The sequence below is a fragment of the Demequina capsici genome (genome assembly GCF_032102965.1).
Lineage (GTDB): Bacteria > Actinomycetota > Actinomycetes > Actinomycetales > Demequinaceae > Demequina > Demequina capsici.
In genome coordinates this window covers 1,800,608-1,815,552 of the sequence record NZ_CP134880.1, presented here as the reverse complement: position 1 = coordinate 1,815,552, position 14,945 = coordinate 1,800,608, and the positions used below count along the sequence as shown (strand labels likewise).

The window sequence follows — 14,945 nt, the reverse complement described above, 5'->3', positions numbered from 1 at the left end:
TTCCTCGATCCCCTCGAAGGGGTGGAGTGGGCCTCGATCGACGACCGACAGCTGGACGCCCTCATGACAAGGAGGGTGACCCATGGAGGGTCCCGAGATCCAGTTCGCTGAAGCCGTCATCGACAACGGCTCGTTCGGCAAGCGCGTCGTGCGCTTCGAGACCGGCCGCCTCGCACAGCAGGCCGCCGGTTCCGTCGCCGCCTACCTCGACGGTGAGACGATGCTGCTGTCCGCCACCACCGCCGGCAAGCACCCCCGCGACGGCTTCGACTTCTTCCCGCTGACGGTGGACGTCGAGGAGCGCTCGTACGCCGCCGGCAAGATCCCCGGCTCGTTCTTCCGTCGTGAGGGCCGCCCGTCCACGGACGCGATCCTCACGTGCCGCCTGATCGACCGCCCGCTGCGCCCCACCTTCGTGTCCGGCCTGCGCAACGAGGTCCAGGTCGTCATCACGGTCCTGGCGATCAACCCCGACGACGCGTACGACACGCTCGCGATCAACGCCTCGTCGGCGTCGACGCAGCTGTCGGGCCTGCCGTTCACCGGCCCCATCGCGGGTGTGCGCATCGCGCTCATCGACGGCCAGTGGGTCGCGTTCCCCAAGTACTCCCAGAAGGAGCGCGCGGTCTTCGACATGGTCGTGGCCGGCCGCATCGCTGGTGACGACGTCGCCATCATGATGGTCGAGGCCGAGGCCACCGACGACGCCTTCAACCTGATCTCGGAGGGTGCGCAGGCGCCCACCGAGGAGGTCGTGGCCCAGGGCCTCGAGGCCGCGAAGCCCTTCCTGAAGGCGCTGTGCGAGGCTCAGATCGAGCTCGCCCAGAAGGCCGCCAAGGAGACCGTGGAGTTCCCGCGCTTCCTCGACTACGAGGACGACGTCCTCGAGGCGGTTGACGCGTTCGCCGGCGGCAAGCTCGCCGAGGCGCTGACGATCGCCGACAAGCAGACCCGCGAGACCCGTCTCGACGAGGTCAAGGCGGAGACGCTCGCGCAGTTCGCGGACACCTTCGAGGGTCGCGAGAAGGAGGTGTCGGCCGCTGTCCGGTCCGTCACCAAGAAGTCGGTGCGCCAGCGCATCCTGAAGGACGGCGTCCGCATCGACGGCCGTGGCCTGCGTGACATCCGTCCGCTGTCTGCCGAGGTCGGTCCGATCCCGCGCGTGCACGGCTCGGCGATCTTCGAGCGTGGCGAGACCCAGATCATGGGCGTCACGACGCTGAACATGCTCAAGATGGAGCAGCAGATCGACTCGTACAACCCCGAGACCCGCAAGCGCTACATGCACCACTACAACTTCCCGCCCTTCTCCACGGGCGAGACCGGTCGTGTGGGCTCCCCGAAGCGCCGCGAGATCGGCCACGGCGCGCTCGCCGAGCGTGCGCTCGTGCCGGTGCTGCCGTCGCGTGAGGACTTCCCGTACGCGATCCGTCAGGTCTCCGAGGCCCTCGGCTCCAACGGCTCCACCTCGATGGGCTCGGTCTGCGCCTCGACGCTGTCCATGCTCAACGCGGGCGTGCCGCTGCGCGCCCCTGTTGCGGGCATCGCCATGGGCCTCGTGTCCGACACGGTTGACGGTGAGACCCGCTACGCGGCGCTGACCGACATCCTCGGTGCGGAGGACGCCTTCGGCGACATGGACTTCAAGGTCGCCGGTACGTCCGAGTTCGTCACCGCCATCCAGCTCGACACCAAGCTCGACGGCATCCCTGCCTCGGTGCTCGCTGGCGCGCTCACCCAGGCCAAGGAGGCCCGCCTCCACATCCTGGACGTGATGGCTCAGGCCATCTCCGAGCCCGACGAGATGAGCCCGTTCGCCCCGCGCATCATCACCGTCCGCGTGCCGGTCGACAAGATCGGCGAGGTCATCGGCCCCAAGGGCAAGATGATCAACCAGATCCAGGACGACACGGGCGCCGACATCTCCATCGAGGACGACGGCACCGTGTTCATCGGCGCCGTGGACGGCCCGTCGGCCGAGGCTGCGCGCGACGCGATCAACGCCATCGCGAACCCGCACATGCCCGAGGTCGGCGAGCGCTTCGTCGGCACCGTCGTCAAGACGGTCGCCTTCGGCGCGTTCATCTCCCTGTCGCCCGGCAAGGACGGTCTTCTGCACATCTCGCAGATCCGCAAGCTGGTGGGCGGCAAGCGCGTGGAGAACGTCGAGGACGTCCTCGCCGTGGGTCAGAAGATCCAGGTCGAGATCACCGAGATCGACCCGCGCGGCAAGCTGTCGCTCGGCGTCGTCGAGGAGGCCGGAGCCGAGGCCGCGGCCGAGTAGTCCGACGCGGCGTGGCGCCTGCGCGGCGTCGCGTCCACCATGAAGCACGTCCGAAGGGGCGGTCCCGGTTCGCCGGGGCCGCCCCTTCGCGCGTCCGCCGTGTCGGCGCGGCCGGTGCCGACAGGTTAGGCTCACCCTCATGCCTCACGTCCTGCCGCTGGTGGCGCCGTCGTCCGTAGGGAGCTCGGTCACGATCGAGCAGGACCATGGGGCGGTGATCCGGCGCTCGATCCTCCCAGGGGGGGTGCGGGTCTTCACCGAGACCATCCCGGGCATGCGGTCAGCGACGATCGGCGCGTGGTTCGGCGTCGGATCCCGCGACGAGACCGACGAGCATGCGGGCTCCACCCACTTCCTCGAGCATCTCCTGTTCAAGGGGACCTCACGCAGGAGCGCCCTCGACATCGCGGAGGCGTTCGACCGCGTCGGCGGGGAGTCCAACGCGCTCACCGGCAAGGAGTACACCTGCTACTACGCGCGGGTCATCGATGAGGACCTGCCCATGGCTGTCGACGTGATCCTCGACATGGTGACGTCCGCGCGGCTGGACCAGTCCGACTTCGACATGGAGCGTGGCGTGATCCTCGAGGAGATCGCCATGAACGAGGACGATCCTGGCGATGTGATCCACGAGCGCTTCGCCGAGGCGGTGCTCGGCGGGCATCCGCTGGGCCGTCCGATCGGGGGCACGCCGGCCATCATCGAGTCCGTCTCCCGCGACGCCGTGTGGGAGCACTACCGCCAGCACTACGGGCCGTCCACGCTGATCGTCACCGCCGCAGGCGGCGTGGACCACGACGTCGTCTGCGGACTGGTGGCGACGGCGCTCGCGACAGGCGGGTGGGATCTCACCAGCTCCGTGGCACCGGCGGGCAGGCGAGACGCCGGCGCGGCGGTCGAGGCCTCCCACACGCCCGTGATCGACGTGGTCCGCTCCGAGCTCGAGCAGGCGCACCTGCTGCTGGGCACCCGCGGTTTCGCCTCGACCGATGACCGGCGCAACACCCTCGCGGTCTACAACGCGATCCTGGGCGGCGGGATGAGCTCGCGGCTGTTCCAGGAGATCCGCGAGAAGCGAGGACTGACCTACACCGTGTACTCCTTCGGCGCTCCGAGCGCGGAGACCGGCCTGTTCGGCGTCTACGCCGCGTGCACGCCGGCGAAGGCTCCAGAGGTCGAACGCCTGATGGCGGCAGAGCTGGAGCGCATGGCCGAGGGCGTCACGGACGCCGAGCTCGAGCGCGCCAAGGGCCAGATCGCCGGGTCGATGGTGCTGAGGCTCGAGGACTCGTACTCGCGGATGTCGCGCCTCGGCAAGGCCGAGATGGCGTTCGGCGAGCTGTGGTCGATCGGGGAGATGCTGGACCAGGTGCACGCCGTGACGGCGGCCGACGTCGTGCGCCTCGCCACCGAGATCGCCTCCCGGGAGCGCGCGATCGTGCGCGTCGGTCCTCAGCGCTGACACCCTGCACGCCGGGCCGCGGTGAGGGCACATCGCGCCTGCTCTGCGCGATTTGCCTGCCAGTGCTTGGCTGATTCTTAGCGTTCTCTTAGTTTCCGTCCATAGGTTGCTGGCGACACCAGGTCACGACCGACAGGACGGACAATGCCCAAGATCACTTTCCGTTGGAGCCGTGTGCGCGCATGGGGGATCCCCATCGTCGCGCTCGTCGCAGGTGCAGGCCTCGGGGTCGGCGCCATGGCGCTGTGGGGGCCCGGCGGAGACTCGGCGCAGGCGTTGCCCGCGATCGACTCCGCGTCGGGACAGCAGACCGTGACCGTCGGCCTCCAGACTCTCGAGGAGTCGGTGTCCGCGACGGGCACCCTCGCGGCGGTCTCCAGCTCCGACCTGGCGTTCCAGGCCTCGGGCCAGGTGACGGCCGTGTATCACGAGGCCGGCGACACCGTGGCAGCGGGCGATGTCATCGCCGAGATCGACACGCTTCAGCTCACGGCCGACCTGACGTCGGCCCAGGCGAGCCTGGCGCAGGGCGAGGCGCAGCTCGCCGACCTCGAGGACGCAGCGGACGGGTCCGACTCGAGCGATGCGCAGATCGCCGCCGCGAAGGCCCAGGTCGCGGTCCTCCAGCAGAACGCGGACGACGCCGAGTCGGCGATGGACGACTCGAAGCTGGTCGCCGACATCTCCGGCATCCTGACGTCGCAGCCGTACGCGGTGGGCGACGTGGTGTCCGCTGGGTCCAGCTCGAGCGGTTCCAGCAGCGCCGGCGCCACGTCCATGGGAGGCACCTCCTCCGCCACGTCGTCGTCCTCATCGTCGAGCGGCGTGACCATCGTCGGTCAGGACGAGTGGACGGTGTCCGTGAGCCTCACCGAGGCTGAGGTGGCGGAGATCGCCGTCGGAGACCAGGTGACCTTCACGTCCGACGACTACGACGGCGAGTTCTACGGCATCGTCTCCGACATCGCGAACCTTCCCACCACGACCGGTGGCAGCGCCACCTACGCGGTGGACCTCCAGGTGACGGGCACCGTCGAAGGCCTCTTCGAGGGCACCTCGGTCGACGCGGACATCGTGTACCTGAGGGCCACCGACGTCCTCGCGATCCCCACCAATGCCATCACCACCACCGATGGCGTCTCCACCGTGACGGCCGTCGACGACTCCGGGAACCAGACCGCCACCGAGGTGACCACAGGCGACACGATCGGCAGCTACACCGAGATCACGGACGGGCTCTCCGAGGGCGACCAGATCCTCGTGACGGTGACGACAGGCTCCACGAGCAGCGACTCCTCGAGCAGCTCGGGCGACATGTCCGGGTTCGGCGGGCAGATGCCGAACTTCGACTCCAGCGGCGGTCAGATGCCTGGCGGCATGGGCCAGATGCCGAGCAACTAGGCCCGGCGTGTCTGACACCAGAGCGACTACGACAAGGACACCCATGACCGCCATCACCAGCGATCCGTTCGAGGTCGTCACGCATCCCGTGATCGAGCTCACGGGCGCGCGGAAGACGTATCACACGGGCGACATCGAGTTCGAGGCCCTGCGCGGGATCGACTGCAGGATCTTCCCCGGCGAGTACGTCGCCATCGTCGGCCCCTCCGGCTCCGGCAAGTCCACCCTCATGAACATCCTCGGTTGCCTCGACGTGCTCACCGAGGGAAGCTACATCCTCGCCGGGGAGGACGTCTCCACGATGGATGAGAACGCGCTCGCGTCGGCGCGGAACCGTCGCATCGGGTTCGTCTTCCAGCAGTTCCACCTGCTCGCGAGCCTCACGGCGCTCGGCAACGTGGAGCTCCCGCTGATGTACGCGGGGGTCGCGCCGTCCGAGCGGCATGAGCGGGCGCTGCACGCCCTGGAGCGGGTGGGCCTCGCGGACAAGAGCCGCAACCATCCCGGTCAGCTCTCAGGCGGCCAGCAGCAGAGGGTCGCCATCGCACGGGCCCTCGTCACCGAGCCCGCCATCGTCCTCGCCGACGAGCCCACAGGCAACCTCGACTCGCACTCGACCGAGGACGTGCTCGGCATGCTCGACGATCTTCACAGCGAGGGCTCCACGATCGTCCTGATCACCCACGAGAGCGATGTCGCACGGCGTGCGAGCACCGTCTACAACGTCACCGACGGCCAGTTCGTCGGTGCAGGGACGGAGATCGCCAAGTGAGGACGTCAGACCTGCTGGGAAGCTCGTGGAGGGCGATCCGCTCCCACAAGATGCGTTCGGCGCTCACCATGCTCGGCATCGTCGTCGGCATCGCGTCCGTCGTGCTGACCGTGGGCCTGGGCCTCGGGACGCAGAAGGACGTCAGCGAGCAGATCGCCTCGCTGGGCTCCGACCTGCTGATCGTGTCGCCCGGCTCATCCACCGACTCGAGCGGCGTGCGCGGAGGCTTCGGCAGCGCGGAGACCCTCACGCTGTCGGACGCCGACGCACTCGCGTCGACGATCGCCGTGCCGGATGCAGTCGCTGTGGCCGCCGAGAAGTCCTCGAGCCTCGAGCTGGACTACGGCGAGAGCAACTGGACCACCAGCGTCACAGGCACGTCGGTGAGCTGGCCCGAGGTCCGCTCGCGGGACCTGATGTACGGCAGCTTCTTCACCGATGACGACGTCACCTCGGCTGCGGACGTGATCGTGCTCGGGTCGGAGACCGCGACCGAGCTGTTCGGCTCGACCAACGTCGTGGGTCAGGAGGTGACGATCGACGGCACCACGTTCAAGGTCGTCGGCGTGCTCAGCGCGGCCGGATCGTCGGGCGACACGTCGCTCGACGACATCGCGGTGGTCCCGATGACCACCATGACGGAGACCCTGTCCGACACGGCGAGCGAGTCGGTCGACACGATCTACATCAAGGCCGCGTCCTCCGACGTGCTCACCGCGGCCGACCAGGAGGCCGAGGCGCTCCTGTTGAACCTCCACGGCATCAGCAGCGCGGACAGCGCCGACTTCTCGATCGCCGCGCAGGACTCGTTGATCGACACCGCGACCTCGGTGTACCAGAAGCTCACGGTGCTGCTGACCGGCATCGCCGCGCTGGCGCTGCTCGTGGGCGGCATCGGAGTCATGAACATCATGCTGGTCTCCGTCACGGAGCGGACCAGGGAGATCGGCCTCCGCAAGGCGCTCGGCGCCGCACCTGCCCACATCCGGAACCAGTTCCTCATCGAGGCGATGATCCTGGGCCTGAGCGGCGGAGCTGTCGGGGTGATCATCGGCGTCGGGCTGGCGCTTGCGCTCCCGAGCGTGCTCGGCTCGACGATCGTGATCTCCGGCATGGCGCTGGTCGTGTCCGTGGTCGTCGCGGTCGGCATCGGCGGAGTCTTCGGCGTCTACCCGGCGGCTCGCGCGGCGAGGCTCGCGCCTATCGACGCACTACGAGACCAGTGAACGCGCACCACACAGAGCAGAGACGGAACATGAAGATGAACACCACCCGAACCACCCTCGCGGCGGCGTGCTGCGGCGCGGCGCTCCTGCTCGCAGGATGCTCCTCGTCGGACTCCGCGGCCGACACCACTGCCGGCTCCGACGCGAGCACCGCGCCGCAGATGAGCGACTCGGCCGCGGGCGCTCAGCCTTCGGGGCTGACGGGCGAGATCGCCTACGTGTCGGGCACCACGGCGCAGGTGCAGGACGGGTCGTCGCAGACCGCAGTCACCTGGACGGACGACACGACGTTCACCCAGCAGGTCGACATCGCGCTCGCAGACGTCTCCGTCGGATCATGCGTCGTGGTCACGCTCGGCGACGATGGCTCCGCGTCGACGATCGCGGTCACCGACGCGGCTGACGACGGCACGTGCAGCACCGGCTTCGGCGGCGGCATGGGAGGCGGCGTGCCGGGCGACATGCCGTCGGGCGCACCCGGCGACGGCCAGATGCCGACCGACATGCCCACCGACATGCCGACCACCATGCCCACGGGCTCCAGCGACGGATTCACCGTGCCGAGCGGCGACGCGACGGCGATGCCGAGCGGGGGAGGGTTCGACACCTCGTCCTTCGTCTCCGGCACAGTCACGACCGTCGGTTCCGACTCGCTCACGGTGGAGAGCACGGACGGCACGTCGACCGACGTGAGCGTCACGGCCGACTCCTCCATCACGGGCACCCAGGACGCCGACGCCTCGGCGATCGTCGTCGGCATGTGCCTGACCGCCATGGGCGACGCCGACAGCTCCGGCGGATATGCCGCGACGTCGATCTCAGTGTTCGACGGGGGCGACGCCGGCTGCGTCTCCGCCACGTCGTTCGGCGGTCGTGGCGGGGGCATGGCAGGCGGTCCTGTGCAGACGGACTCGAGCGCGCAGTGATGACTCAGGCCATGGATCTCGCGCGACGCTGGTCGTGGCGGCTCGCGATCGTGCCCGTCGCGGTCGGCGGACTGGTTGCTGGCGTGCTCCTCACGGGAGCCTCGTCCTCGTCTGCCACGTACCGCACCGCGACAGTCACGACCGGCGACGTCACCCAGACGCTCACGGCCACCGGCTCCATCGAGTCGGCCAGCCAGTACGACCTGGCGTTCCAGACGAGCGGCACCGTGGACTCGGTGGCGGTGTCGGTCGGCGACACCGTCGCCGCTGGCGACGTCCTCGCAACGCTCGACACCTCCGATCTGGACGATGCGGTCACCTCGGCTCAGGAGACGCTGACCGAGGCGGAGCAGACGCTCGCCGACGACCTCGACGCCCAGAGCACCGGAACCACCACGAGCACGACCTCGTCGGCGTCGTACACCGCCGGTGCCTCCACGGCGACGGCCACGGTCACCGCGGCCGTCTACACCACGGGGAGCGTCACGACCGCGGTCTCCGCCACGCCGTCGACGGGCGCGACCACCGATGCCTCGGACGCAGTCACGGCGGCGCACGACGCGCTCGTCGCGGCACAGGAGGCGCTGCTCGCGCAGTACGACACCGCGCAGGCGCTGCTCGACGAGGCCTCGACGGCTGCGGCTGATGCCCAGACGGTCTGCGAGGCGTTCACGACAGCGAGCACGGCCACGTCGGCGACAGGTTCCTCGGATCCGAGCGCCGTGCCGAGCCCGAGCGTCAGCGCCACGGACGGCTCGTCCGACGACACCAGCGTGGCGGACGCGCTCGCCGCCTGCCAGGCGGCGACGCAGACTGCGCTCAAGGCGTCGCAGAGCTCGATCGCCGCGCAGTCGGAGCTGATGACGCTCGCGTCGGACGTCGATGCCGCCGTCGCGGCGTATCAGCAGGCGCTGGCCGACGCCGGTACCACGGACACCTCCGGCGGCGGTTCCGGCACCGGTGCCGACGCAGGCACCGGGGCGGCGTCCGGGGCTGGCGGCTCGAGCACGACCCCCGACACCGGCAGCACGAGCGGCGGCTCGTCAGCGGCGGGCGGCTCGATGGGCGGATCGTCGAGCTTGACCGCCTCCGTCCCCTCCGCCGCCGACATCCTCGCCGACAAGGCCGACATCACCGCAGCGGAAGCGGCGCTCGCCGTCGCCCAGCAGCAGGTGGAGTACGCCCAGCTCAGCGCTCCGGTCGCAGGCGAGATCATCGCGGTGGGGCTTGCCGAGGGCGACTCGGTCAGCGCCGACGACACCTCGGCCGTGATCACCCTCGTGGCTGACAACACGTACCTGGTGCAGCTGTCGGTCAGCCTCACGGAGGCCCAGCTCCTGGCCGTCGGCCAGGCCGCCGAGCTGACCCTCACCAGCTCGGGCCAGGTCGTCGACGGCACCGTCTCGAGCGTGAGCACCGTGAACTCGGGCAACTCGTACAGCCAGGCCTACGCCGTGTCGATCGCGGTGCCCGACCCCGGCTTCGACATCCGCATCGGCGCCTCCACGCGTATGCAGATCACGGTGGCAGGCGCCACAGGAGTCCTCGTCGTGCCCACCTCCGCAGTCACCGATGCGGCCGGCGATGCCACCGTCCAGGTGCTCGGCTCCGACGGCACCGCCAGCACGGTATCGATCACCACAGGTGCGATCGGAGCGACGTACACCGAGGTGACCTCAGGTCTGTCCGAGGGCGACGAGGTCGTGCTCGCCGACCTCACCCAGACGATCACGTCGAGCGACTCGAGCTCCTCCGACTCGTCGAGCGGACTGCTGTCGGGTCTCAGCTCGGACTCGAGCACGGGTTCCAGCACGACGGGTCAGTTCCCTGGAGGAGGCACGATGCCGGGCGGGGGAGCGCCGCCCGGGTTCTCCGGCTGAGACGGCACGCACCGCATCCCCTGAGGTGCCCGGTACGCTCGACGCATGATCTCCGTCGCTGTGCTGGGCGCCTCAGGGCGCATGGGGGCCACGACCGTGCACGCGGTCGATTCGGCCGATGACCTGACCTTGGTGGCCGCGCTGGACGCGGGCGATGAGGTGGCGATGGCCGCCCGCGCCGGAGCGCAGGTCGTCGTCGACTTCACCGTGCCCTCAGCCACCGAGGCGAACGTCCACGCGGCGATCGAGGCGGGCCTGCACGCGGTGGTAGGCACCACCGGATGGACCGCGGACGCGCTCGGACGCGTGGACGAGCACCTGAAGGAGCGCCCCGAGCTCGGCGTGCTGATCGCACCCAACTTCGCGCTGGGAGCCGTGCTCGCGATGAAGCTCTCGGCCGCCGCCGCTCCGTACTTCGAGTCCGTGGAGATCGTCGAGCTGCACCACCCCGACAAGGTGGACGCGCCGTCGGGCACGGCGCGGCACACTGCGGCGGGCATCGCCGCCGCGCGCGCCGCTGCAGGGGTGGCGTCCTCTCCCGACGCGACCTCGCAGGACCCGGACGGTGCCCGCGGCGCGGTCCTCGACGGCGTGCATGTGCACGCGGTCAGGCTGCGTGGACTCGTCGCGCACGAGGAGATCCTGATGGGCAATCCTGGCGAGCAGTTCACGATCCGCACCGACAGCTTCGACCGTGTGAGCTTCATGCCCGGCGTGCTGCTCGGCATCAGGAAGGTCGCCGCGCATCCGGGGCTCACCGTCGGCCTCGACGGGTACATGACGCTATGAGGCTGATGCGGCGGCCGGCGTTCCTTGGCGCCGTCGCGATGACCGTCCTCCTCGCCATGTACGCGGCGTATGTCGGCCAGCGTGCGATCGCCTTCATGGAGACCGGCGACCCGGTGGCGGTGGGGATCGGCGCCGGACTTCTCGTGATGCCGCTGCTCGCGATCTGGTGGTTGGCCATGGAGTGGCGGCTGGGGATCGCGGTCCAGCGCATGGGCGATCGGTTGGGGCTGGAGGGACGGCTGCCGCTCGCGGGCGGCAGCCGGTCGTCGTCGCGAGGAGAGCCGTCGCCACAGGCGCACGCCGCGTTCGAACGAGCACGCGCCGGCGCGGAGGCGCGCCCCGACGACTGGTCCGCCTGGTTCGAGGTCGGCTTCGCGTACGAGGCCGCGGGGGACAAGCGGATGGCGCGTCGTGCGCTGAGCCACGCGGCGTCCCTGTTCCGCGAGGAGAGCCGCCGGAGCTGACGTGGACGGGCGGCGGTGCCGTGGTGCGCGGCGGCTCAGGCCTCTGGCGTGAGGTCGGTGTGCCACAGCTGCTCAGGGATGGTGATCCCGGGGCCGTCGAGCTCACGACGCATGCCGGCCTCGGCGAATCCGGCCATCTTGAGGAAGTCGACACGCACGCGGTCCTTCTCGAGGGACCACAGGCGCATCGATCGGGCTCCGTGCGACCTCATGTGATCGGCTGCGGCAGCCAGCAGCCGCGAGCCATGGCCCCTGCGGCGGCGGTCGGGCGCGATCTCGAGCGCGATCAGGTCCTTCGGCGGTGCGCAGGCGACGAACCCGACGATCTCTCCTTCGTCGCCGAGCGCGACGAAGACCTGATGGCCGGGCGACGGAGGCTCCGAGATCGCCTGCCTCCACCCCTGCTCGACAGCCTCAAGGTCGAACGCCGTGTGGCGCCGCGGCCCCAGACGCTCACCCAACGCGGACACCCAGGACTCGACCTGGATGCGGGCGATCGCGGCCTCGTCGCCGGGGCGGGCTGCGCGGACGGTGTCTGCGGGGGAGGCAGGTGTGCTCATGCTCATGACACTAGGGCCTCAGGGTCCTGGATGACAGACGCACCCGCGTTCATGGCGTGGTGCGCTCGCGCGCAGCGCGGCCTTCGATCAGCCCCACCCGAGCGCGCGCAGGCCCGCGGCGGTCGCGGCCGCGGCGACGACGACCACCAGGAACGGCGCGCGGCGCCACAGCAGGAGCGCCGCCACAGCGATCGCGACCAGCCGCGAGTCGACGGTGAGCCGGGCCCCGGTCGTGAAGGTCTGCACGGCGGACAGCGAGATGAGGAGCGCCACGGTGACGAAGGCCGCGATGCGGTGGACGCGCGGATCCTGGACTATCCGCTCGGGCACGGTGTGGCCTGCGACCTTGGTGAGCCACGCGAGCACTCCCGCGGCGACGATCGCGATCCAGGTCCACATGTGCGGCGTCACTCCGGGACCTCCGTCGGGGCGGACGGTCGCCAGCCGGCGAGCACTCCGACGAGCGCGGCGACCAGGATCGGGACGCCGGCGGGCAGGACCGGCGTGAGCGCGAGCGCGACGACCGCGGAGATGCCTGCGACCGCCTGTGCCCTGCGCGACGCGAGCCTGGGCCAGACGAGGCCAAGGAACGCCGCGCCCGCGGCGGCATCGAGACCCCAGTCGGCGGGGTCGCCGATGCGCTCGCCCAGCAGGGCGCCGAGCACCGTGATCGCGTTCCACAGCACGAACACGCCGACGCCTGTCCACCAGAAGCCGGCACGTCTCGCCTCAGGGTCGTCGTGCGGCTGCGCCAGCGCGACCGCGGTGGACTCGTCGATCGTGACCTGGGCGCCCCACGCGAGCCGAATGCCCCTCACTGGGCGGAGCACGTCGGCGAGCGCGACGCCGTAGAAGCCGTTGCGCACGCCCAGGAACGTGGACGTGGCGACGGCTGCCGCTGCGGAGCCGCCCGCTCCGAGCACGCCGACGAAGGCGAACTGGGAGCCGCCCGAGAACACGAGCAGCGACAGCGCCATCGTCTGCCACACGTCCAGACCGGCGGCGACCGACAGGGCACCGAAGCTGAGCCCGTACGCGCCGGTGGCGACCGAGACGGACAGCGCCTGCTGGCGCGTCGGGTCCAGCCTCAGGCGTGCCACGTCAGCGTGCCGCCGTCGGCATCCTCGAGCGACGGGCGGGGGTGCGAGGCGAACGCCGGGCCCGCCAGCGTCTCCACGGTCGCGTGCCACTCGACGGGGGTGACGGACGACCCCGCGTCGGTGCATCGTGGCTTGTCGGTGCCTGGCTGCCGGGTGAAGCCCAGGCGCTGGGGCACGGCCGCGCTGCGCACGTTCGTGGGAGCATGCGCGATCGCGACGTACGGCGATCCGCAGTGCTCGAGCGCGACGCGGGCGAGCGCCGCAGTCGCCTCCGTCACGTAGCCGTGACCCTCACGGTCGGCGTCGATCCAGTACCCGATCTCCAGATGGCCCACGGGCGCTGTCTTCACATGGAATCCGGACCCTCCGAGGAACGCCCCGCCTGCGCGCTCGAAGATGCCCATCGTGTACTCGACGCCTGCGTCGAACTCCGCGCCCGCCTTCGCGATGAACTCGAGCCGCTGGCGCACGGTCTGAGGCTCCGCCTCAGCCCAGACCATGTAGCGCAGCAGGTGGTCCCTGTTGCGGGCGGCGACCTCCGTGAGCGCCTCGGCGTCAGCGGCGGTGTAGCGGCGGATCTCGAGCCGTGCGGTGACGATCCTCGTGGGCACATCCCAGGTCATGAGGCTCATCCTGGCATCTGCGCGCAGTGCCACCGACCGGTCGGTGGAGCCGTTCAGGCGCGGCGGTGGTAGGTGACGAACCTGTACGAGGGGCCGTCGCCGTCGGTCTGCGTCCCGGACTCTGCCACGACCTCCCACGTGGTGGGAGACAGGACGGGCGCGAACGTGTCGCCCTCGACCTCCAGGTCGATCATCGTCACCTCGATCGTGTCGGCCACGAACAGCGACTCGGCGAAGAGCCGCGCGCCGCCCATCACCCACACGTCCGTGCCGGGGTCCTCGGCCTCGGCCAGCTCGAGCGCCGCAGGCAGCGAGGACGCGCTCGCGGCGCCGTGGGGGGCCTCGTGGGACGTGACGACGATGTTGAAACGGTCGGGCAGCGGGCGGAAGCGGTCGGGAAGCGACTCCCACGTGTGGCGGCCCATGATCACCGCGGCGCCGTGGGTGAGCGACTGGAACCGTGCCAGGTCGCCGGGAAGATGCCACGGCATGCCGCCGTCGAGGCCGATCACCGGCCGTCCAGCCCTGTCGCGGGCCTGAGCCCAGATGGCGTGGATGGCTGCGCGGTCCTCGGACATTGATCCTCCTACACCGCTACGGGTGCTTTGATCCCTGGGTGGTGGACGTAGTTGTCGACACGCACGTCGTCGATGTCGTAGTCGAACAGGCTGTCACGGGGGGCGAGATGAAGCGTGGGGTAGGGATGCGGCGCGCGGCTGAGCTGCAGCTCCACCTGTTCCACGTGGTTGGAGTAGATGTGGCAGTCCCCACCGGTCCACACGAAGTCGCCGACCTCGAGCCCCGTCTGGGCGGCGATCAGGTGCGTCAGCAGGGCGTACGACGCGATGTTGAACGGAACTCCGAGGAAGAGGTCGGCGCTGCGCTGATACAGCTGGCATGACAGGCGTCCGTCGGCCACGTAGAACTGGAACATCGCGTGGCACGGCGCGAGCGCCATGTCGGGGATGTCAGCGGGGTTCCACGCGGACACCATGAGACGACGCGAGTCGGGGTTCGTCCGGATCTGCTCGACGACCTCCGCGATCTGATCGATGTGCCTGCCGTCCGGCGCGGGCCACGACCGCCACTGGTAGCCGTACACGGGACCGAGCTCGCCGTCGGCGTCCGCCCATTCGTCCCAGATGGTGATGCCGCGCTCCTGCAGCCAGCGGACGTTCGTGTCGCCGCGCAGGAACCAGAGCAGCTCACCGACGATCGAGCGCACGTGCACGCGCTTGGTCGTGATCAGCGGGAAGCCCTGCGAGAGGTCGTAGCGCAGCTGGCGGCCGAACACGGAGACGGTGCCGGTGCCGGTGCGGTCACCCTTGGCGGTGCCGGTGGCCAGCACGTCGCGCAGCAGGTCCTCGTACGGCGTGGGGATGTCGGTCACGGACCACAGCCTACGGCGCTGGCACCCAGCTCGTCCGACGACGCGGCTGGCGGGGTGGGCCACGTCGC

At 70.2% G+C, this 14,945-nt stretch carries 15 protein-coding genes; 9 read left to right on the top strand and 6 right to left on the bottom strand.

Translation table 11 applies throughout. From position 1 onward, the window contains the following. The first annotated feature begins 82 nt into the window (after positions 1-82). From RN607_RS08690 to RN607_RS08650, 9 genes are all read left to right on the top strand, one after another. The gene (locus tag RN607_RS08690) at positions 83-2,284 is read left to right on the top strand and encodes a polyribonucleotide nucleotidyltransferase (protein WP_313496283.1); all 2,202 of its coding nucleotides are present in this window, start codon (positions 83-85) and stop codon (positions 2,282-2,284) included. Positions 2,285-2,423: 139 nt separating this feature from the next. Next, positions 2,424-3,746, top strand: a complete 1,323-nt coding sequence (locus RN607_RS08685) for a M16 family metallopeptidase (protein ID WP_313496282.1) — start codon at positions 2,424-2,426, stop codon at positions 3,744-3,746. Between the two features lie 144 nt (positions 3,747-3,890). Next, the gene (locus tag RN607_RS08680) at positions 3,891-5,147 is read left to right on the top strand and encodes an efflux RND transporter periplasmic adaptor subunit (RefSeq protein ID WP_313541916.1); all 1,257 of its coding nucleotides are present in this window, start codon (positions 3,891-3,893) and stop codon (positions 5,145-5,147) included. Between the two features lie 43 nt (positions 5,148-5,190). Further along, positions 5,191-5,919, top strand: a complete 729-nt coding sequence (locus RN607_RS08675; RefSeq protein ID WP_313496278.1) for an ABC transporter ATP-binding protein — start codon at positions 5,191-5,193, stop codon at positions 5,917-5,919. Next, entirely contained in the window at positions 5,916-7,145 is a 1,230-nt protein-coding gene (locus tag RN607_RS08670) for an ABC transporter permease (protein WP_313496277.1), read from the top strand. Before RN607_RS08675 ends, RN607_RS08670 begins: the two co-directional genes overlap by 4 nt. A gap of 35 nt (positions 7,146-7,180) precedes the next feature. Further along, positions 7,181-8,071, top strand: a complete 891-nt coding sequence (locus RN607_RS08665; RefSeq protein ID WP_313496275.1) for a hypothetical protein — start codon at positions 7,181-7,183, stop codon at positions 8,069-8,071. 11 nt (positions 8,072-8,082) lie between these two features. Beyond that, entirely contained in the window at positions 8,083-9,951 is a 1,869-nt protein-coding gene (locus tag RN607_RS08660) for an efflux RND transporter periplasmic adaptor subunit (RefSeq protein WP_313496273.1), read from the top strand. Between the two features lie 45 nt (positions 9,952-9,996). Next, the gene (gene dapB, locus RN607_RS08655) at positions 9,997-10,740 is read left to right on the top strand and encodes a 4-hydroxy-tetrahydrodipicolinate reductase (RefSeq protein ID WP_313496272.1); all 744 of its coding nucleotides are present in this window, start codon (positions 9,997-9,999) and stop codon (positions 10,738-10,740) included. 38 nt (positions 10,741-10,778) lie between these two features. Continuing rightward, a complete protein-coding gene (locus tag RN607_RS08650) occupies positions 10,779-11,204 on the top strand; it encodes a hypothetical protein (protein WP_313541914.1) in 426 nt (141 codons plus the stop codon). A 35-nt stretch (positions 11,205-11,239) separates the two neighbouring features. Here RN607_RS08650 and RN607_RS08645 read toward each other — a convergent pair whose 3' ends face one another. From RN607_RS08645 to RN607_RS08620, 6 genes are all read right to left on the bottom strand, one after another. Beyond that, positions 11,240-11,764, bottom strand: a complete 525-nt coding sequence (locus RN607_RS08645) for a GNAT family N-acetyltransferase (protein ID WP_313496270.1) — start codon at positions 11,762-11,764, stop codon at positions 11,240-11,242. Positions 11,765-11,851: 87 nt separating this feature from the next. Next, positions 11,852-12,175 (bottom strand): AzlD domain-containing protein, encoded by a 324-nt coding sequence (locus RN607_RS08640; RefSeq protein WP_313496268.1) that lies wholly within the window; start codon positions 12,173-12,175, stop codon positions 11,852-11,854. Continuing rightward, a complete protein-coding gene (locus tag RN607_RS08635; protein WP_313496267.1) occupies positions 12,172-12,864 on the bottom strand; it encodes an AzlC family ABC transporter permease in 693 nt (230 codons plus the stop codon). Before RN607_RS08635 ends, RN607_RS08640 begins: the two co-directional genes overlap by 4 nt. Next, positions 12,852-13,487 (bottom strand): GNAT family N-acetyltransferase, encoded by a 636-nt coding sequence (locus RN607_RS08630; RefSeq protein WP_313496265.1) that lies wholly within the window; start codon positions 13,485-13,487, stop codon positions 12,852-12,854. Before RN607_RS08630 ends, RN607_RS08635 begins: the two co-directional genes overlap by 13 nt. A gap of 53 nt (positions 13,488-13,540) precedes the next feature. Continuing rightward, positions 13,541-14,065 (bottom strand): dihydrofolate reductase, encoded by a 525-nt coding sequence (locus tag RN607_RS08625; protein WP_313496263.1) that lies wholly within the window; start codon positions 14,063-14,065, stop codon positions 13,541-13,543. A gap of 8 nt (positions 14,066-14,073) precedes the next feature. Then, complete coding sequence (locus RN607_RS08620) at positions 14,074-14,877, bottom strand: thymidylate synthase (protein ID WP_313496261.1); 804 nt, start codon at positions 14,875-14,877, stop codon at positions 14,074-14,076. Between the last annotated feature and the right edge of the window lie 68 nt (positions 14,878-14,945).